This window comes from Paenibacillus wenxiniae, from assembly GCF_039822605.1.
GTDB lineage: Bacteria > Bacillota > Bacilli > Paenibacillales > Paenibacillaceae > Saccharibacillus > Saccharibacillus wenxiniae.
Genome location: NZ_JBCGUH010000003.1, coordinates 590454 through 610038 on the forward strand (window position 1 = coordinate 590454; position 19585 = coordinate 610038).

Annotated in this window: 17 protein-coding genes; 6 read left to right on the forward strand and 11 right to left on the reverse strand. The window is 46.7% G+C overall.

Annotation, left to right across the window (positions count from 1 at the left end):
- The first annotated feature begins 37 nt into the window (after positions 1-37).
- Positions 38-817, forward strand: a complete 780-nt coding sequence (locus AAHF22_RS08410; RefSeq protein WP_347324549.1) for an isocitrate lyase/PEP mutase family protein — start codon at positions 38-40, stop codon at positions 815-817.
- 371 nt (positions 818-1188) lie between these two features.
- On the opposite strand, the gene AAHF22_RS08415 is transcribed toward AAHF22_RS08410, so the two are convergent.
- Positions 1189-1779, reverse strand: a complete 591-nt coding sequence (locus AAHF22_RS08415; RefSeq protein ID WP_347324550.1) for an NAD(P)H oxidoreductase — start codon at positions 1777-1779, stop codon at positions 1189-1191.
- A 397-nt stretch (positions 1780-2176) separates the two neighbouring features.
- Between AAHF22_RS08415 and AAHF22_RS08420 the strand changes: the two genes are divergently transcribed.
- Positions 2177-2479: a winged helix-turn-helix transcriptional regulator gene (locus AAHF22_RS08420; protein WP_347324651.1), complete on the forward strand. Its 303-nt coding sequence runs from the start codon at positions 2177-2179 to the stop codon at positions 2477-2479.
- Positions 2480-2696: 217 nt separating this feature from the next.
- On the opposite strand, the gene AAHF22_RS08425 is transcribed toward AAHF22_RS08420, so the two are convergent.
- The 4 genes from AAHF22_RS08425 to AAHF22_RS08445 all read right to left on the reverse strand — a co-directional run bounded on the left by AAHF22_RS08425 (position 2697) and on the right by AAHF22_RS08445 (position 5819).
- Positions 2697-3143, reverse strand: coding sequence for an EVE domain-containing protein (locus AAHF22_RS08425; protein WP_371834037.1), 447 nt, complete (start codon positions 3141-3143; stop codon positions 2697-2699).
- 202 nt (positions 3144-3345) lie between these two features.
- Positions 3346-4233 (reverse strand): DinB family protein, encoded by an 888-nt coding sequence (locus tag AAHF22_RS23875; RefSeq protein WP_371834032.1) that lies wholly within the window; start codon positions 4231-4233, stop codon positions 3346-3348.
- A gap of 70 nt (positions 4234-4303) precedes the next feature.
- Positions 4304-5251, reverse strand: coding sequence for a helix-turn-helix transcriptional regulator (locus AAHF22_RS08440; protein ID WP_347324552.1), 948 nt, complete (start codon positions 5249-5251; stop codon positions 4304-4306).
- A gap of 79 nt (positions 5252-5330) precedes the next feature.
- Positions 5331-5819 (reverse strand): MerR family transcriptional regulator, encoded by a 489-nt coding sequence (locus tag AAHF22_RS08445; protein WP_347324553.1) that lies wholly within the window; start codon positions 5817-5819, stop codon positions 5331-5333.
- 341 nt (positions 5820-6160) lie between these two features.
- Between AAHF22_RS08445 and AAHF22_RS08450 the strand changes: the two genes are divergently transcribed.
- A complete protein-coding gene (locus AAHF22_RS08450; RefSeq protein WP_347324554.1) occupies positions 6161-7021 on the forward strand; it encodes an SDR family NAD(P)-dependent oxidoreductase in 861 nt (286 codons plus the stop codon).
- Between the two features lie 420 nt (positions 7022-7441).
- Here the strand turns inward: AAHF22_RS08450 and AAHF22_RS08455 are convergent, their stop codons facing one another.
- Positions 7442-7777 carry a winged helix-turn-helix transcriptional regulator gene (locus AAHF22_RS08455; RefSeq protein WP_347324555.1) on the reverse strand — a complete coding sequence of 112 codons (336 nt, stop codon included), beginning with the start codon at positions 7775-7777 and terminating at the stop codon, positions 7442-7444.
- Between the two features lie 105 nt (positions 7778-7882).
- On the opposite strand from AAHF22_RS08455, the gene AAHF22_RS08460 reads away from it, so the two are divergent.
- Entirely contained in the window at positions 7883-8266 is a 384-nt protein-coding gene (locus AAHF22_RS08460; protein WP_347324556.1) for a RidA family protein, read from the forward strand.
- Between the two features lie 502 nt (positions 8267-8768).
- On the opposite strand, the gene AAHF22_RS08465 is transcribed toward AAHF22_RS08460, so the two are convergent.
- Positions 8769-9401 carry a flavin reductase family protein gene (locus AAHF22_RS08465; RefSeq protein WP_347324557.1) on the reverse strand — a complete coding sequence of 211 codons (633 nt, stop codon included), beginning with the start codon at positions 9399-9401 and terminating at the stop codon, positions 8769-8771.
- 344 nt (positions 9402-9745) lie between these two features.
- Here AAHF22_RS08465 and AAHF22_RS08470 point away from each other — a divergent pair, with 344 nt between their 5' ends.
- Positions 9746-10144 carry a MerR family transcriptional regulator gene (locus tag AAHF22_RS08470; protein ID WP_347324558.1) on the forward strand — a complete coding sequence of 133 codons (399 nt, stop codon included), beginning with the start codon at positions 9746-9748 and terminating at the stop codon, positions 10142-10144.
- Positions 10145-10522: 378 nt separating this feature from the next.
- Here AAHF22_RS08470 and AAHF22_RS08475 read toward each other — a convergent pair whose 3' ends face one another.
- Both AAHF22_RS08475 and AAHF22_RS08480 read right to left on the reverse strand, forming a co-directional pair.
- Positions 10523-10930: a VOC family protein gene (locus tag AAHF22_RS08475; protein WP_347324559.1), complete on the reverse strand. Its 408-nt coding sequence runs from the start codon at positions 10928-10930 to the stop codon at positions 10523-10525.
- Positions 10931-11147: 217 nt separating this feature from the next.
- A complete protein-coding gene (locus tag AAHF22_RS08480; protein WP_347324560.1) occupies positions 11148-11414 on the reverse strand; it encodes a SunI/YnzG family protein in 267 nt (88 codons plus the stop codon).
- 119 nt (positions 11415-11533) lie between these two features.
- Here AAHF22_RS08480 and AAHF22_RS08485 point away from each other — a divergent pair, with 119 nt between their 5' ends.
- Positions 11534-11914 (forward strand): hypothetical protein, encoded by a 381-nt coding sequence (locus tag AAHF22_RS08485; protein ID WP_347324561.1) that lies wholly within the window; start codon positions 11534-11536, stop codon positions 11912-11914.
- 192 nt (positions 11915-12106) lie between these two features.
- Here the strand turns inward: AAHF22_RS08485 and AAHF22_RS08490 are convergent, their stop codons facing one another.
- Both AAHF22_RS08490 and AAHF22_RS08495 read right to left on the reverse strand, forming a co-directional pair.
- Complete coding sequence (locus AAHF22_RS08490) at positions 12107-13849, reverse strand: ABC-F family ATP-binding cassette domain-containing protein (RefSeq protein ID WP_347324562.1); 1743 nt, start codon at positions 13847-13849, stop codon at positions 12107-12109.
- A 376-nt stretch (positions 13850-14225) separates the two neighbouring features.
- Positions 14226-19529 (reverse strand): DUF5695 domain-containing protein, encoded by a 5304-nt coding sequence (locus AAHF22_RS08495; protein WP_347324563.1) that lies wholly within the window; start codon positions 19527-19529, stop codon positions 14226-14228.
- Positions 19530-19585: the final 56 nt, after the last annotated feature.

The window sequence follows — 19585 nt, forward strand, 5'->3', positions numbered from 1 at the left end:
TCGTTGTTTTTCATTCATTCCATTTGGAGGTCAGATTATGAATCAACAAGCAGAACAAGCAAGACGTCTACACCAACTCCATCAGCAGGATCACCCACTCCTACTCGTCAACGTATGGGATGCTGGTAGTGCACAGATCATTCAAGAAACAGGCGCGACAGCGATTGCGACTGGAAGCTGGTCGGTCGCTACCGCGCATGGCTATGCGGATGGCGAGCAGCTGCCATTTGAGCTAGTGCTAGCCAATGTACAGCGTATTTGTCAGCGCGTCGATGTGCCCGTTACGATTGATATCGAAGGTGGATATGGGCAGACAGCGGCACAGGTGAAGCGGCATGTAGCACAGATCATGCAACAAGGTGCCGTCGGTATTAATCTGGAAGATCAACTGCCACAAGGGAATGGCTTATACTCCATTCAGCAACAGCAGGCACGTATTCGTGCAGCACGCGAAGCAGCTGACGAGGCAGCCATTCCGTTATTTATTAACGCGAGAACCGATATCTTTTTGCAAGCTGCTGTGGAAACGCATGATCTTGCTCATATTGAAGCCGCCTTGCAGCGTGCACACGCCTATGCCGAAGCTGGCGCGCATGGCATTTTCGTACCTGGACTCGTTGATGAGCAGTTAATTCAGCTCGTTTGCCAGCAGTCTCAGGTTGCTGTCAATGTAATGATCTCGGCAGCATCTCCTTCGATCCCAGCATTGACAGCTTGCGGCGTTGCGCGGATCAGCTATGGACCGCAACCATACATCCAATTGATGGATACGCTGAAGCAATCCAGCCTGCGCGTTTTGGCAGGGCAATCCTTTTAAAGGAGTACTAGCAGCGCGATGACTTCTAGTACCCTGACCAAGTTAAATATTGTATTTGACTGTGTGCTAACATGTTTATCTATCCGAATTTGAAGCAGATATTTTGAAGCAGATGTGAAGTTAAAACTAATCTCAATCAACATACTAGCTATACAGCGGATATACACACAATAGCCCCAGACTACCGAACAACCGATCGGTGATCTGGGGCTATGGATCATTATGCGATCCTACTGTTCAGAGGTAGGTACTCGTTTACAGCAGGTACTCTTTTCCTTTTACCGTCCACGTCCATTCCAACTTCAGACCTTTATCGGTTGCTCATTCGCCTTGCCTATGTCCATCTGCCTGTTTATCGATTAGTGCTATAATCACTTCTCCGTCACTGGCTCCTGTGCATATTCCAATCCGGCGCGATACGCCTGCTCCAGCAAGCGCTCATAATGCTCCGGCTCCATGCCACCCGTTTCATACAGAAACTCCACTCTGGAATTGGATACACCGCAATAATCAGCGATGCCGACATTAAGTAAATTCTCAATCGCTACTCGATAATTACGCTTATCCATCTGCGCCTTCGACACACCTGCCAGCGTTAACCATAGCACCTGCTGCAAATGCAATTGGTTCGCTCCATACGCAAAACCATTATTCAGCACACGATCGATATAGCCCTTCAGCATCGCTGGCAAATGCCACCACCAGAGCGGAAATACGAATGCGACCGCATCATGCCTTTTCAGACGCTGCATCTCCGTTTCAACCTGAGCCGAAAAGGTCTGATGGTGAACCTCCATATTCGGTTCGTCCATCCCCTGCAAAATCGGATCAAACCCGATCCGGTGCAAATCGACGATCTCATACTGATGCCCGGCATCTGTCAATCCTTGTGCAAAACGGTCTACCGCCTGAAATGTTAGCGAATCCTGTCTCGGATGCGACACGACAATTAACACGTTCATCTGAATATCCTCCTCTTGCTGCGCCTATACTCGGTAGTCATCACTGGGGTGTAATGCTATTATAAACATGGCTATAGGCAGCGCGGAAGTACGCACTTTGATGTGCCATAGGCACGTCAATGTACCTTAGGAACAGCAACGTACCTGCATTTCAGGACGATCCATACCGTTTGAATCGGCATGATTGTAGCGTGTAGCTTCATCAGCAGCGTTGTACCTTTTAAAAGGAGATTCAATCTTTCAATCTTTCAATCTTTCAATCTTTCAATCTTTATCATAACATCCGCACAATCTGCGATTTTCAAAGGAGGAAGCACCGGTGACCGACCATAACGAGCACAAACATGGACAATCCGCGAAAAAGTACAGAGTCGGCGTTGAAGCTGCACTCGAAGTTATGGGCGGCAAATGGAAGCCGCTCATCATCTACCACCTGATGGACGGCTCCAAACGCACCTCTGAGCTGCGCCGCTTAATACCCGATATTACGCAAAAGATGCTAACGACTCAGCTTCGAGCACTGGAAAAAGATGATATTATCATTCGTAACGTGTACACCGAGATTCCGCCCAAAGTCGACTATGCCCTCACCTCGTATGGCAGAAGCCTTAAGCCTGCGCTCGATCTACTGTGCTATTGGGGCGAAGAACATCTGGATAAAGTGTATGGAGATAAGTCGAAAGTGCTGGAGGAATTTTGAATAGAACGTGAGAGGAATTTAGAGTATTTGAAGCATTAAAGCATTTGGAGCACCATGTGGCGGAATTGAGATTGATTACAACATGGATCGTAATTTTAAATACCAGTGAATTTTAAACATGAATAGAACGTTAAATATTCCAGCATATTGCGTATTCTCCGCACATGAAGCATCCCTTTCCTTTTCCTTGCTTGTTAGATCGGGATGCTTCCACACCTTACCTGTTGAAATCATTTAATCCTACATCTAATCCCACATGTATATCCACGCCCATCGCTTCAGCGATCAGCTGAAAATCATCTGCCGTAATCTGAAACTGCCCTCTACGGAACAAAACTCCCCAGTTGCGATTGTCGCGTGTAAAAGATAGCTGATCCAGCAGCCCGCGAATGCTCGCCTGCTGACAATCGATATAATCCATATTGCGGCGAAAAGGAATAAACGTATCGGACATCGCATAGGCATACACTTCATCATCTTGTACGCGTCCAATGGCGGTAAATGCTTGTAATGGCTCACCGCCTTTAATTTCGGTGCGCGGCGAATAATATACAAACCAATCGCCACGCTTCATTTTACGTAACGGTGCTGCCTTACCATGACATAATTGGGCAAAGCCCCCTGCAACACCGCGCTGCACATGCGTTTCCGAGACGACACCGATCCAGTAGGATCGTTCGGATGTCGGTGAGCATAGATGGAATAACGGTGAGTGTAAATCGAATGGTGGTGAGCATTGTCTGGCAGAAGTGAAACCAGATTGGACTGCTACAAGAGGAGCCAAATCGGCAGACGTATCTGCCGTTATCCCTTCCCCATCACGATCCGCCGAGCAACGATCCATCCGTTGTGCTGCATCATTGTCTTTAAGCATGCTCATATGCCCAAGCCTCCTCCAAACGTTGTTGTTGGTGCAGATGATGCCGATAATGCATCTCGATCAGCCAAAACCATTCCCATGCATTCAATCCACCAAGACGTGGATGAGCGACTGTTGGCAGGGATAGCTTATGTTCGCTATGGGCGCATTTTGGTATATCATCGGCATCTATACTTTTGGCTGTCATGTGCTTTAGGAAATCGTCTGCATTGGGATTGGGATTAGCATCTGTATGGGAATCTTTCGTTGAATCGGTATGAATTATATTTAAATTTGAGCTTGAATTTTCCTTTGAGCTTATATTTGAATGTGAGTACGAATGTATATTTGAATTTTGATTACGATTGGAATCGATATCTTCTGACTTCGCATAAGATGCTGAACACCTTGCCAGCACCTGCTCCCGTACCTTTTTTACAGCTGGAGCAATTTCCTTCACCTGGCGCAGCGTCTCCGTTAATCCATCTACAAGTTGCTCCTTATTTTCCGGCGGTAAGGGCGTATAGTACGGCGATGCTGGCACCTCAATGCGCTCCGGTGGAAAGCTACCGTATTGGAATAACGCTTCACCGTGCGCGGTTTTCTCTACCTGAACGTCATCTATTAGCTGACCGGATACAGTCTGTGTATTACCGTCTGCATTCGCTCCTGTTCCTTTCACAGCCAGACAACGCCGTACATTCGCCAGTTGCATCCCTTGCGCCGATTGAATCAGATGCATCAGCATCTGTCCAAGCGACCATTCTGCTGGAGCTGGCTTCCACAGCAACTGCTCTAACGATACATGCCCCAATGTTTCCATATAGCTATTCACCGTCTGCTCCAGACTGCGGACTACCTCAGCTACACATACTTGCTCTGTTTGATTCATCATTCCATCCAGCTCCTTTAATCCCATATCGAAGATGGATTCAGCATAACAAAACGCTACTGACAGCATAGTGTCAGTAGCGTTTTTGCATGTGTATAATTTCTTCGCGCAGTCGTTGGCGTAGCGATTCTGGCTCCAATACTTCCACAGCTGCCCCCCAACCGAGTGTCCATTGCAAAATTTCCTCAATCCGCCGTACGCGAAACGTCACCAGCCATCCCTCCCCGTCCGGTTCCAGCGATTCCATATAAAAATTTCCCGTTTCCTGCACCTGTTCTCCAGCGGCGGCATCAAATCGCATGCGTACAACGACATGACGGTCGTCCACCACCTGACGTGTATGCAGATCAAAGCCCGGCTGTACCTCAAATGTCTGCTCCAGTACCGTCAATGCTCGTATACGCGACAATCGAAAATGCCGAATCGCCTGCCGCTCATGACAATAGGCGACCAGCATCCATGCCGCCTGGGTGAATACCAATCCATACGGATCGATGGTGCGCACACTATGACGGGAATGTGCTGACTCCGACACACTTTTCGAATAATGAACATGCACGCTTTGCTTATGTAAAATCGCTCGTCGCAGCGGCTCCAATCGCTCTTTTTCCAGCATCGTCGTTCCGGCCATTCGCTCATGCAGCAACCGAATCGCCGATCGTACCCGCGCTGCTTCCTCCTGCACAGGCTTCGTCAAAATCGCCTCAATCTTCTCCTGTGCATGGCGCGCCTTCATTCCATATTCCGCATCCAATCGCATATGCACAAAGTCCGCCCCAACGAGTAATGCTACCGCTTCTTCCGCCGTAAAGCTAACCGGAGGTAGAAAATACCCTTCCATCAGCGAATACCCTATGCCCGGCGCCCCAATCACCGGAACGCCTGCCTCACTCAGCGCCTGCACATCCCGATAAATCGTCCGCACACTCGTCTCAAACTGCGCTGCCAGATCTTCCGCCCGCCGCATTCCATAACGTTGCAACTCGATAATGATCGCTAGCATGCGATCTGTTTTATTCATGTTGGATTCGTCCTTTCTGTGAGTGAGATCAGGTAATTGAGACCAGGTGATAATGAAGCAGCCAGCATCTCTATCTAACTTACTCCATCGTTCGCGCAGTGATCGGAAAATAGTTCATCTGCACGGTGGAAACTAACTTTTCCTTTTCTTCCACTGTGATGGCGCCTGTACAATCATCCTGCTCCCGTTCGGCAACGTCACGGCGATACTTGCCTTCTTCTAGCTTCCGATCGACAAAATCAACAATCTGCTGCAACGAAGCAATCTGGCCTACAATATGGGCACGATGATTGCGTAAAAGATCGACCAGCTCCGGATATTCCGCCGGATCAGCATCCGCAGACACATCCAGAAAAGGGCGCATTTCATCCAGCGACATACCTGTCTTTTTCAAACAGGTGAGCAGCTGAATCGTCCCAATGTCCGCGGATCGGTACATACGATGTCCATTTTGTTTGCGAGCAATTTTCGGCAACAGTGCAATCCGCTCATAATAACGAATCGTATCTTCACTGATGCCAGTTTGCTCAGCGACCTGTTTGATCGTAAAAGTGGTCTCCGTCCTCATATGATGCTCACTCCCGTCGACTATTATACTGTTCATGTTACAACCTGGAGCTGACTCCAGGTCAAGCTGATCGTCCCGTCCATATTGTTTTTATTTCTATCTGTATCTCTGTTGGTGTTTGTCTCTGTGTCTGTATCTCTGTTTGTGTTTGCGTCTCTATTTCTATACCTGTCTCTGTCTTTATCCATGTTTATGTTTATATCTATGTTTATACCTATGTCTATCTCTGTATTTTTATCCGTCTTTATCTCCACCCATTTCCCTGCTTGACCTGGAGTCGACTTCAAGTTGTACGATGGGTCTCATCATCAATTCACCCTATACGTAAAGGAGTCTAACCTATGCCTACTCATCCTTACACCGCCTGTATTACAGGCGCTAACGCTGGAATTGGTCTGGAGCTTACACGCAAGCTTCTACACGAAGGCTGGCAGGTCATTGCCATTAATCGTTCCGAATTTCCTACAGACGATACACATATTCAGCAAGCGACCCAGAGCAGACAGCTGCGCCCCTATACGGTCACAGACCTCGCCGATTATGATAGCCTGCGTACTGTTTTGCATCAGATTCAACAACAGGAACAACAGATTGACGTTCTGTTTAACAATGCAGGTAGAAGCTTTTCCGAGTTAAGCTATTCCCGTCAAGGGCGCGAGCTTCATTATGAGCTGATGACCGTTGTACCGTATATAATCCTGATGGAATTGCGACAGCTCCTTCAGCGCAGTACGCTCCGAACGGTCATCAACACGTCATCGTCTGCTTTTCAATTCACTCGTAGCATTAGTAACGATACGCTAAAACGACCGCAGCGCTTCCGCAAACTGATCGGTCCCTATGCTTCATCCAAGCTAGCGCTATCGCTATGGACAAAGGCAGCTGCGCCATCCTTCGCCAACGAAGGCATCCTGCTGCGCAGTGTCGATCCGGGCGGCAACAATACGCTACGCAAAGGTAAAAATTCCGGCTTACCGCTACTCGTCAAACCGCTCATGAAGCTATTCTTCCCTCCACCTACACACGGCGCCGAGCAGTTATATCAAGGCGCGATAGGCATCCACCGCGATCAAAGGGGCGTTTTTATATCCAAAGGCAAGATCGCAAAGCTCAAATTCAGCGATCAGGCGCAGGAAATCTGGCAGCAGGTACAAGCAATTTATGAGCAGGAATATAAGGTTGGCAAAGTTACATTACCATGAGACCAACATTGTCATGAAAGCAGCATCGTCATAAAAAGAATACCATTCTAAATCCAACACCGCTGGAAAGCAGGTCATACGAATGTAAGAACTATTTTATGTAACGAGTAAAAGACACTCGTATTCTTACGCTAAACAATAAATATGCAATGGGTAACTGATTAACTACCGATAGGCTGATGCTAAAGAACCGATAGCAGAGAGGACCGATCGATAGTACGATGCTCAACGACAGAGGTGTAATGAGTAACTATATATAGCACAGTTATCAACGACAGATGCGCAAAAGGTATCATGGATGCAATGAGTATCCTAGCAACCAGATTGCTTTAGTTCGAATATTGTAAAGTTATCCGTATCATGGGTGTAATGAGTATGCTAGCAACTCCACACTATAAGGCGATCAAGCACCGCACCTCGCTATTGATTGCGTGCACCCCATTCACATAACTGCTCCAATACAGGCAGCAATGTCTCTGCCTTAGGCATGAGCGAATACTCTACTTTCGGTGGAATCTGCGGATATTCGGTACGCTTCACCAGTCCGTCTGCTTCCAGCTCTTTCAGTTGTGTACTCAGTACCTTGTACGTAATCTTGCCCAGCTGGCGCTGCATCTCATTAAAACGAACCGGTTGCCGTTCCGCCAGCAGGTACAAAATCGCCAGCTTCCATTTACCACCAATGACCGACATCGTATAGCCAAATGGCGTATCCGCAATAATCGTCTCGTTCCCTTTCAAGTCTGTTATACCCATTTCCACACTATCCTTTCCGATCGTACCTATCTTTATTGTGCGTACTATCTCCAGATTTGTGCCCAGTTTATACTAGCCTTAATTCAAAGTAAAGGGGCTACCATCATGACAACGATCCAAACGTACAACCACTCCCTATGGGATCACGGCATTTCTCAAGGCTATCGCGTCGATAACACGATTTATATTTCCGGTCAATTTGCCCACAATGCAGACGGCGAACTGGTAGGTGCGGAAAATATCGAAGCTCAGGTACGACAGACGCTGAATAATTTGGATAGCGTACTGGAACAATTCGGTGTGACCAAATCCAACTTAGCGTATGTGGAGCTGTACTTAACTGATGCACAGAAGCATGGAGAAAAAGCGATTGAGCTGTTCAAAGATTATGTTGGTGAGCATCGTCCGGCAGGCAGTATGATCGGGGTAACGTATCTGGCGTTTCCAGAGCAATTAGTAGAAATTCGCGCTGTGGCGCATAGAGGATAGTAGATGGCAGGTAATAGCTAAAGGTCGATCTCGAACGTAGAGACGTCAGCATTCGTCGAGATAACTTTATTGAAAAAGGAGGACTATGAGTACCGTTCCTCCTTTTTCGATTTTGCGATTTGTAATTGACGACTTGCGATTTTGTGATTTGTGATTTGTGACTTGTGACTTACGATTTGCGACTTTGTGACTTGTGACTTACAATTTGCGACTTTGTGACTTGTGACTTACAATTTGCGATTTGCGATTTGCGATTTTATAAATTTGTGATTGTGATTATTCGATATAATGCGAATAGAGCTGAAATGCATAGATTGCTATTAAATTAAACTACATAACGTGTGCAAACCATTACAATACAAACCTATTTACGTTCATACAAATAAATCTACACCGCTCCAACAAACTGTATCGTCCGTCTAAAGTCTCTCCCACACCTATGCCTATCATCATGTCCTACATGTCCTATAGATAATTCCAATTCGCTCAATGATGCATCGGTTTATTTTACATGAGCCGACCCATTACGCTGTGGACGTGCAATCGTGAACACATCGGACATACGGGCATAATACTCCCCTGCCAGACGAGCAACCGGTTGAAGCTGGAACAGATCAATTTTCCCATCGTCATAAAGATCATCTTCAATATGCATCTGTACAACACGACCAAGCACGAGATTCGAAGACCCGGCTCCCTCCCCAATCGTTAAAATATCCTCCAACACACACTCCATATGAATGGGGCTTTCCTTCACACGATATGGCTGTACCTGTGCACTCGGAATCGGTGTTAATCCTGTTTGTTGGAACTCACTCACACCATAAGCAAACTCAAATGACGCTTCATTCACCTGCGATACGATTTGCTCGGTCACAATATTAATGACAAATTGCCCGGTCGCTTCAATATTGCGCAGCGTATCCTTTTTCATCCCATCCTCCGGACGAATCAAAGGCGCAAAGGCAACCGTAAATGGCTGCGGACATACGCCGCAAAAATTACTAAACGGCGCCAGATTCGGAATACCTTCCGCAGATATCGTTGATACGAGTGCAATTGGCCGCGGCACAATCGAACCTGTATATAATTTGTAGCTGTCTTTCCACGTCAGTTGGTCGGTAATAATCTCCATGCTTATCGCATCCTCTCTCGGCATCCATTCTTATGCATCATATCGATCTACTCCATGTGATGGATCTATGCACTTGTAGAGTAGCTTGTTCGCTGCACCAGAATGGGTCTGGTTGCAGTATACAAATTCGAGCCGACTCGAAGTCAAGCATCGGAAATAAAATCGTATCCAGCGCAATATCCAGACCACATCGTATGCAATGAAGCGTAAGCATGCACCATGTCGCAACAAATGTAGTTTAAACGAACGTACATCGGTACATTAGCCCGTGATAAACTTGACTTCGAGCTAGCTCGAAGGTGTACGATCATAACAAACGTATCGAACGAAGGAGAGACCCACCCATGCTAACCATCAGCCAGGTCACCGAACAAACCGGATTAACCGCCTACACGCTTCGCTATTATGAACAAATCGGCGTTTTGCAAAGCCCGAATCGCAAACCGGGCGGCGCACGCGTATACAGCGAAAGCGATGTTACGTATATCCAATGCCTTGTCCATTTAAAAAAGCTAGGTTTATCGCTGGAGGAAATTACCGAGTTCACCCGTGACGGCTGTGTGATGGATAAGATCAAGCAAGGTGAAGATCCAGCTCATTTTATACCGACACTGAGCAAACGAACTGAGATTTTATCCAAATATCTCGTGGAATTAGAAGCGAGACGTCAGGAGCTGGATCGGATTATCGCCATGACACGGGAGAAGCTGGCTGGTTATCATGAGCTGTCGCAGGATTTTTGAGCACATTATATCGGATAGCGAATGTGGGTCGAATATCGATTCCATGTACACATTATGGTGGATGGAATCATATCCGCTCCTACCCGGTTCCCATCTATAAAGGCACAAGCCGAATCCTGCATAGATGAATGAGTTTGCTGGAAGAGAAAGTTCATAGGTTAAATGAGCCAAACACATATAATTGGTTATTCATCAGTCGGGGTCTTCACACAAGATGTTTGCATAGTCGCATATAGCAAGGTATTTGCATGGTTGCATATAGCAGCATGTTTTGCCCCTACTCTAAATGAAATAAAGAAAGGATATATACGGGATGCCGCAGCACACAATAATTATTTTCTAAAGGAATCGCGGCACTTTTCCGAACCCTTCTCTGATCTATCTAGCCCCAAACCGCCGCATCGCCTCTTCCGTCACCGGCTCAAACAGATTCACTAAATTCCCATCCGGATCACGAAATAGCATCGAGCGATTGCCCCACGGCATCGTAGTTGGCGGCTGCACCCACTGCGATGGCTCTATGATTGACTCCAGGCGCGCATACTCCACTTCAATATCGTCAACACGAAACTCCAAAATCACCGTGCGATTGCTCGCGGCTATGACAGAATCCACACCAAATAACTGCGCTGTCTGCGCATGCCCAATTGCCAGTGTACAAGACGGTAGCACCAGCTCCGCAAATACAGGCGCAAGCCGTTCTGGTTGAACGCCAAGTACCTTTTCGTAAAAAGATACAAGACGATCCAGCTCGTCGGTAATGATGCGTACAGAAGTGAAATTCATTATCTATCATCCTTTCTGTTGGTCAAATTGGGTTGTTTAGTGGAATGGCACGTAGTCCAGCTAGTCAAAGTAAAGGTTGTCTATCTTTACGCCTGCCTGCCTGCCTGCCTTCCTTCTTCGCTCACCTATCTGATTATAGAAAAAGGCTACTGACAGCGTAATGTCAGTAGCCTTTTTAAAATATATTGCTGAAATGATCTAGTGATATATCGAGATATTATCTAGCTTCAATCGCGGAATCGATCGTATTCATAATCTGCGTATAATTCGTTGTAAACAATATGTAATTCCTATCCTTCGTCTGAATGGCTACCCGATCAGTCGTACCATATGGCGTCCCAATTCGAATCGCATCCGCTTCTTTGCCACCATACGTATCATCCAGCGAGACGCTGATAATATCCGCAACCGGAATGACAATCTTAGTGAATTGATGCTTGATAACGATATCCTGATCTACTTTCTTCACGTCGAGTCCTAGCATGTTGAAATTCCTCCTTTGGATAAAACAGGGATACGTTTATGATATCATAAGTGGCAGTAAAATCTATTTGGGACGCGATACATATACATAGACTGAGATGAAGGAGAACGAATCGACCTATGAAAACTTCGCTTCGTAATATAACGGTACACGATCAAGCATTTGTATACTGGTACTCCAGCGGCGCTTGTTTCACCTTGAATCTGTCTGCGAAAAACAACAAAAATAGTAAAGTTACGTTAAAGTTCCAAGCAACGCCACCCCAGGAAAAACCTTATACATTCTGGGCATTTTATAATGTAACTGCACAATATAACGAAACAGAAACAATTATTCACTTAGCCTTACCGAAGCATATCGCTGAAATTCTCGCTTATTTGTTACAGGAGCGACCGGAATTATGGTCGCAAGGCAAACCGCAGATGATTGATTCAGGGTGGGAGATTTTAGAGGGGATGGGTTATGTAGAGGCAAAGCCGGTGTGGGTGGCGGAGTGGTAGAGTATTTTTAGTTTAAAGAGCTGATGTATGACATGATCTGCTAGTAATGCATATAAAATGAAAACCACTCCTTACTCCGAAGTGGTTTTCATTTTAACATTTATTTTCGACATACTTTATAACGTATATAGATGTGTATTTTCTCTAGGATGATTTACGAGCTTTCAATTCACACTCGCTCGCGCTGGTCTACTAAACCAACTTAATCAACCCTTCCAACTCCTCCACCAACACCTTCGCCTTCTCAAACTCTCCAGCCTTCAACAGCAGCTCAATCTGCATCTCCACAGCCTTCTTCTTCTCTTCCGCCTGCAAATAATCCTTACTAAAATGACTCGCATAGATCATCTGTCTGAATTTCCGCATGCTCATCTTCCGAATCGTCTTATTGTCGATGATCAGCACATAATCCATCCCATTCACAACCGAATAAAAGTCATGGGAAATCATCACTATCGCACCTTTGTACTCGATCATCGCCCTTTCCAATGCAATCTGCGTATAAATGTCCAGATGACTGGTCGGCTCGTCGAGCAGCAGCAGATTGGCTCCACTGGCAGCTACTTTCGCCAGTTGCAGCATATTCTTTTCGCCGCCGGACAACGATTCGATCTTTTGGTTCAGAATTTCGCCTTCAAAGCCATACGTCGCTAGATGGGCGCGTACATCGTCATATGTGGCAAATCCAGCTTCGATGAACTCGGTCAGCATCGTATTGGAACCTTGCAGCGTTTCGTCTTGAATCTGGGATAGATACGCGACTTGTGCTTCCTCGTTGATCGTGATCGACTGATGCTGATTTCGCGCGATTTCGCGCAGCAGCGTCGTTTTCCCCGTTCCGTTAGCGCCGATAATCGCGACTTTATCGGTCGCTCCAATCTCAAAGCTTACGTTTTCCAGCAGCAGCTCATCGAACGAAATGCCATAGTTTTGCACGCTGACGACCACCGCATCTTGCTCCAACGGCTTCTCCAATTCAAAATAAATCGTCGGTTGCTTCACATCCACGAATGGCGCTTTAATCCGGCTCGCTTCAAAACGTTCCTGTAGCTTCATTCTCGCTTTGAGCGCTCTACCGCGCGATTCATCCGAATTGTACGTGGCGATCGTGCGCAGATTATCGATAAGCGCTTCATTGCGTGCCACTTCTTCCGCTTCCGCTACGGCAATCTCCTGCATCTCGATCTTCGTTTGCAGTAGAGAGAAGTTATAGTCGATATATCGTCCATCGAACTCTTGCAGTTCTTTATTTTCCAGATGAATAATTTTATTAAAGCAATGATTGAGCAGATAGCGATTATGCGTCACGACGAGCAGCATGCCTTTGTGGGAATTGATCAGCTTTTTGAGTGCATTCAGGTTTTCAAAGTCCAAAAATACATCCGGTTCATCCATGATCATCAGATCGGGGCGACTCAGCATTTCTTTCATCACCTGAACGAGCTTGAATTCGCCGCCGCTCAAAGCGGATACGTTCGTATCTTTCAGCTTCATCAGGTTCGCTAGATTGAGCTGCTTGTTGATCGTATTTTCAAAATTATGTCCATCCACCGCTTCAAATGCGTCCAGCGCCAGTTGGCATCGCTCCATCAATGCATCCATATCGTCTGTCGTTTCCATCTCCGCGTAGATCGCGTTGATATCATTTTGCAGCTTAATAAACGTTTCGCCGATATATTCAAAAACGGTGATTTCTGCATTAGCATCCACCTGTGAGAACTGACTGACATATCCAATCGTGCAGGCTGGATCAATCTCCAGCTTACCATCGAACAAGTATCTGCTTGGTTCGAGCAGGATATCGACCAGCGTACTTTTGCCACTACCGCTCGTTCCGATAAAGGCACAGTGCTGACCTTCCTCAAGCGTAAATGTAATATTCGTATACAATTCCTTCTGTGGGAACGAGAAGGACAAATTATCAACTTTAATCATTCGTGTTACCTTTCTTTGCAGCTAAAATGGTTTGGTTGCCTGGATGTGCTGCATAACATCCCGTTTGCGTTTGCCACTCCTCAGAGTAACATGGTTTTCATAGGAGTACAATGGAATTATAGCCAGTCACTGTATACTTATGGCTCATGCTTTGTATGCTGTGTTCCTGCTGGCAACGCAACAAACAGCCCTTGCTACCATTATCGGTGAAGGGCTGTTCGTCCATGAATAGGGTATGGTGTACCATGTCGCCTAACTAAGCCAGCGCTATACGGTAACACCATTCCTACTTGTTATAATTTACCGCGCGCTACCTGTACTTCCCCTGGGCATTCAAAAATTAGCTATGCTACCGTCCGCCCGAATCCAGCAGCGCTTATTGCTGAGCTTGCCCTTCCGGAACGGTAACTTTCTTAGCCAGGCTAGCATTTTGCGAATCGGTTTTTATATATCGGACATAATAATTGCCGGCGGTCAGACCTGTAACCTCGTTGCCTGTGATGGCAGTATATTGTGTTGCATCTTCTTTTTTATACTCCATCTCTGTTGTGACATCGATCAGCTTGCCATCATTTCCATTTAAGGTAGACGGTGCTACCCCAGCTGGAGCTGTCGGCGCTTCACGAGCCGATTCGGTTGCATCGGAAGACGCTTCCCATTCCCATAGACCAACCCCGTTAATATTCGCTGCTTGCTTTGTCAGACTCACTCGCAGTGCTTTCACTTCCAGTCCATTGCCAAACGTATACGGATTTGAAGATTGGGCTGGGGTATGATCCACTACTTGGATTCCGTTCGTAACCGATCCCGCTATAACCCATTCGTTCGTAACGCTATCTGCCGGAATATACGAGTAGACTAATCGGGTAGGTGCTTGGATGCCACCTCCATCTGACCACAGTACCAGATTCGAACTTCGGATTGTAGCGCCTTGTGGCCAGTCGTATTGCACCCATTCCTCTTCATTGTCATGTCCCCATGTTCCCCAATGCAAACTATTGCTCTCTTTATTGCCGTCATTGACCGCTGCTAGATTTTCCCACGGCGAAGTATAACTAGACGAAACATTAGCTAAGAAAGCCATATTGCCCTCGCGTGGACGCAGCAGACGCAGAGCGGCAAGCAATTTTTCACGTGCTTGAGCCACTTCTTCATCGGTAGCCGTTCTGTTTTTGATGACGGCAGCCGCTTCCGCTTTTGCGGTGGCAATCGGTTCAAGACCCGGCTCTGCGAGCTTCGTTTCATCTAAAGAGTTAGCATAATTGTACAATTTGACCAATTCTGAATTATTCACTGCATCCGTATAGCCGTTTACTTTCCATTCCAGAATACCGGTGCCCAAGGCAGTAGGCTTCATATCCAGACGGATACCGGTAATATAGGTGGGTTCAAACGTCGTCGTATTGTATTTATCCAGCTCATTGCCAAGACCGTTTATACCGCGTGGCGTATACCATTGTCCGTCCTCATCACGAAGCATAAGCTGCATGTCTTTCGGACGGAAGTTACCTCCGCCATCTTGGAACACATACACATTCATCGAAGAAGCTAAGAAAGGCTGGTCCCATTCATACATCACCCATGACGGTTCACCTTCTCTGCCCCAATTGTGCCATGCGCTGTTGGCAGCATTACGGTTCGGTGAGAAATCTGACGAGCTTTTCGGATCGATGCCATTGTTCATCGCTTCCGGGTAGCCATCGCCGCCAGAGAAGCTGGCGGAAGCAGTTGCTGTCAGTGCCTCATTGCGCAGCTCTGCATTTACTACATATACAGCAGCTTGTACGGTTAACGCACTGTCTTTGATTGTACCGCTTGCTTCAAATTGACCTGTATTGGCATACTTGTTCGGATCGATGTTATCCCAAACGATGTCCCGTTCACGGTATCCATCCTCGGCTAGCACGTTAATTTGACCTGGAAGCACCGGAGCTATACCTTTGCTGGTCACTACGTTAAGCGCCCGATAAGCATTAACAGCATCTTGCTTGATCTGAAGCGTCACATCTTTGCTGACCTGCTTATCTCCATCTGCAACGGTCAAAGTAAACACATACGTGCCTGCCTTGCTTACCGAAGCATAGGCGGATGCTTTAGCGCCATCGATGAACGGAATAGTGGCGCTACCTTCCGGTTGTTGTTTAACAGACCAAGCATAGGTCAGTTGCGTCGTTGCTGACTCGCTGTACAACGGATCAGAGGTCGCCTTGCCGGACAGCAGTACGACACTAGTATTATACGTATCCTGAACCGCCGTCGCCTGCGTAATCATTGGCGGCTGTTTATCTGGCGGTGCAGCCAACTCGAACGTTACTTGCCCAGCAGCGGTTTTCTGTCCGTCGCTCGCGCTAAGTTTCACGGTATATGCACCTTGTTTGGTACCGGTAGCTTGCGTAATACTTGCTTGCGGATGATTAAAGCTTAGCTTTCCGCCCTCTGGAGCGCTGACGACTTCCCATTGGTACGTCAATTTCCCTGCTGGTGCGCCATCATCGGTTACTATACCGTTTAGCATAAACGGCTTTAGCGCCTGCGGATTGCTTGTTGCCAGTTCAACTGTACTATGCGGTGTTGCATTTTCACCGCCGGTCATTTTGGTAATGGTCAATTTTGCGTTTGGCGCGCTGTCCATTTCGAACATCGCTGTACCCTTGTTATTTTTCACATAAAACTGTCCGGCTGCTGTGCCATTCAACATCAGGCTATAGTAGCCATTGTTCATGCCTACTCCGTCAAATGAAATGCGAGACGTATGCTCTTTGCCGGCTGTATTCAGCAGCTGCAATGTGAACGCACTGCCGTCTTTTTGAATTTGCGCACTTTCGATTTTGTCGCTTTCCGCATTCAGATACATTTTTTGATCTAGCAGGTTGATTCGCTTGCCAAATCCATCTTTTGGTGTAATCCGGTAGGTGTCACCTTCGACGGTAACCAACGCTCCATATCCGAACAGACCGAATACCGGATCGGTTACGATATCAGAGCTGATGCTCAGCAAAGAGCCATACAACCCTTCTTCCGATTCACCAGAGAAATCGTTCCAACCGTTGCTCATCACGCGTGAGCCACCATCGTATACATCTTTTGTGCCGGTGCCCCCTTTGTACATAGAGTAGCGCCAGGATGTGCTGCCAACCGAGTTGGCTGTAATATGGCCCATGTTAACGGCATTAAAGTTTGAAATCTTTGCCGCATAATTACGCTGCTGCGCAAGCGCGGTCTGTGCTAATGATCTGTCGTCATTTTCATAACGAAGCCAGTCATCCATAATGTATCCGGCTAATGAAGCGGTATATTGGAAGTTCCACCAGCCTTCACCCCCACGGAAAACTGGGACGGAATAATGAAACCAGGTTGGCTGAATTCCTCTCATCGCACGGGTTTTCCAGTCTGCCATTTCCATGCTTTTCTCAGCTGCGCCTGCACGTGTATCTTGAGGATAATACGTTCGCAATGCCTTCGCCGCGGCATAAGCTCCTTCTTCACCGGTATTGTCATATTCAAATTCCGAACCGTACGGATAAGCCGCGTACGTAATATTCCGTCCTTTATCCAGAGCAAACTTCTTCTGAAGATTAGCCGATTCGGTCGGCATGCCTTCTTCCTTGAGCGCTTCAATCATATCCGGAATTTGCTGTTCGCCATAAAATCCAATTGCATCAGCGGAAGCACGTTTGTAATAGATGTTATACGCCTTTTCCAAATAAAATTGTGGTGATTCCCGATATTCAATCAGATTCGGATAAGCCTTCTGAATCCGGTACATATTAAAAAATCCAGTTGCTTCCATCACTTCGGAAAATGCACGCGTATAGGGCTTGTCTTTATCCGTATACGCACCCGAATCTTTGAGCCAGTTGGCAACGATATAGCTGTCCTGCGTATTTTTCATAAACCGCTTCCACATAAAGTCGATCAAGTACGTTTCAATGGAGCGAATTTCGTCAGGATTGGGAGCAAGCACATTTTTCATCGTTATAAAGTTAATGTTATCATGGCTCCAATCGTCGCCCCAGTGATTGATATTCAAATCTTTCCCACCGCTCAAATACCAATCGAAGTAGTTGCCATAGGTCGGGCTGGTCGGGTCTTTGTCTTGGGTCTTATCGACCATAAACTTGGAATGAGCTGTCACCGTAGCATCCAATTCAGCCAACACATTAAATTCAAATTGGGTAAATTTGTCCACCCATTCATCGCCTTTTTTCAGCTTATATTGTACACGCACGCTATTGTTGCCGAGCGTATCGAATTGGAGCGAATAAAGATGATGCTGCTCACCATTTACGATTTTCGTTTCCAGAAACGTACACGATTTGCTGTAGCCCACATTACCGCCGGGAAGCCCGCGTCCCGCACGCGAATGATCCACCATCTCGCTCCGGCTCTGGCCTGGCTTAATATTCGGAATATGTGCGGCATCGAACGGATCATTTTCGCCTACATTCTGAATAGTAATCGAATTCACATCAATCAGGCTGTCGTCATAATGCAAATCCAGCTTTACAGGCATATTGATGGCGGTCTGAAAGCCTGGCAGTGCTACGGCATCAATCATACCGGATTTGTAAAGAACGGATCGCAAATTAGCTTCGCGATCTTCCATCGAGTGGGAGCTGTTATTGACGCTCGCCGCATTTTTCTGCGGTGTATTATCGCCGGCACGAATCGCCGAAAATTTAAATGTATACGTTTGGGATTGCTCTGGTGCTAGCACCAGACTGGTGGCGTCGGTAAAATAACCTCGCCCTGTTTGCTGGATATCTTTGGAATGAATATACAGCACATTCAACCCCGGATACCAGCCGCCACTGTCGCCCGTCCAGTTGGCAAATGTATCCCCAGCACGTCGCTCTCCATTTTCGTGCATCCAGTAATCCACATATTCAATCCGCGCACCGCTTTCCGGCACCGGGCTAAACATCATAAAGTTTCCTTCACCGCTCGTACGAATGGCATATGAATAGCCACTATCGGCACCAGCAAAATTATGCACTGTTACACGGTCATCATACGTATCGGCTAACGTCTGATATTTATTGTTCCAAGGCATCGGCAAGCCGATATCGCCAAATTCTATATATTTATTACTTTTGTTTTTGATGGTGATTTTCCACAGCAGCGAGCCATCATCGGTTTGCATATCGAAAACGGATTTTACATCGAAGCCTTTCATTACACGCTGGGCGGAAGAATCCAAATGTTGCCCGATAAAATTGATTTCGACTCGTTTTCCATCCGCGGATACCGTTTTATTAATAGAAGGGTTATCGGGATTGATGACCGAATATCCGGTGGAGCCGCCAGCTGCCAGCGTTTTGTTCGTATCCACCTCTACAAAACTGTCCCTGTTCGATGGAAATTGTGCACTGTCCCCTGTACGATACGAAAAGAGCATCTCCCCCATCCACTGATGCTGGATATCATTTTGTGGCGAAGTCGTATTGGGAAGCACAAAATTGATCGGCTGTCCTTGTTTGTTAAGAGGATTATTATTGATATACAGTTCTTCGATTTGTCCGAGATCACCGACCTTTGCCGATAGACTGGCATTGGCGATTGTATTCTCTTTCACTGTTGTTGCTGTCGCGGACGAAGCGCTCACATAGAGGGGCAAATTTGGAAAGAGCAGCAGCACCGCAATCGTAATACATGTCCATTTCTTGGAATACGTATTCATTGTAGCCTCCTTCATAGGGATCGATCCTATTCATGTCGGTATCGACGATCGTTATA

Excerpts from the sequence above, each read along its gene's own strand:
- AAHF22_RS08480 (WP_347324560.1), bottom strand. The coding sequence starts at position 11,414 with ATGCTAGGACTCGACGTGAAGAAAGTAGATCAGGATATCGTTATCAAG.
- AAHF22_RS08465 (WP_347324557.1), bottom strand. The coding sequence starts at position 9,401 with ATGGAGATTATTACCGACCAACTGACGTGGAAAGACAGCTACAAATTA.
- AAHF22_RS08420 (WP_347324651.1), top strand. The coding sequence starts at position 2,177 with ATGGGCGGCAAATGGAAGCCGCTCATCATCTACCACCTGATGGACGGC.
- AAHF22_RS08450 (WP_347324554.1), top strand. The coding sequence starts at position 6,161 with ATGCCTACTCATCCTTACACCGCCTGTATTACAGGCGCTAACGCTGGA.
- AAHF22_RS08475 (WP_347324559.1), bottom strand. The coding sequence starts at position 10,930 with ATGAATTTCACTTCTGTACGCATCATTACCGACGAGCTGGATCGTCTT.
- AAHF22_RS08485 (WP_347324561.1), top strand. The coding sequence starts at position 11,534 with ATGAAAACTTCGCTTCGTAATATAACGGTACACGATCAAGCATTTGTA.
- AAHF22_RS08410 (WP_347324549.1), top strand. The coding sequence starts at position 38 with ATGAATCAACAAGCAGAACAAGCAAGACGTCTACACCAACTCCATCAG.
- AAHF22_RS08445 (WP_347324553.1), bottom strand. The coding sequence starts at position 5,819 with ATGAGGACGGAGACCACTTTTACGATCAAACAGGTCGCTGAGCAAACT.
- AAHF22_RS08495 (WP_347324563.1), bottom strand. The coding sequence starts at position 19,529 with ATGAATACGTATTCCAAGAAATGGACATGTATTACGATTGCGGTGCTG.
- AAHF22_RS08415 (WP_347324550.1), bottom strand. The coding sequence starts at position 1,779 with ATGAACGTGTTAATTGTCGTGTCGCATCCGAGACAGGATTCGCTAACA.
- AAHF22_RS08490 (WP_347324562.1), bottom strand. The coding sequence starts at position 13,849 with ATGATTAAAGTTGATAATTTGTCCTTCTCGTTCCCACAGAAGGAATTG.
- AAHF22_RS08455 (WP_347324555.1), bottom strand. The coding sequence starts at position 7,777 with ATGGGTATAACAGACTTGAAAGGGAACGAGACGATTATTGCGGATACG.
- AAHF22_RS23875 (WP_371834032.1), bottom strand. The coding sequence starts at position 4,233 with ATGATGAATCAAACAGAGCAAGTATGTGTAGCTGAGGTAGTCCGCAGT.
- AAHF22_RS08470 (WP_347324558.1), top strand. The coding sequence starts at position 9,746 with ATGCTAACCATCAGCCAGGTCACCGAACAAACCGGATTAACCGCCTAC.
- AAHF22_RS08460 (WP_347324556.1), top strand. The coding sequence starts at position 7,883 with ATGACAACGATCCAAACGTACAACCACTCCCTATGGGATCACGGCATT.
- AAHF22_RS08440 (WP_347324552.1), bottom strand. The coding sequence starts at position 5,251 with ATGAATAAAACAGATCGCATGCTAGCGATCATTATCGAGTTGCAACGT.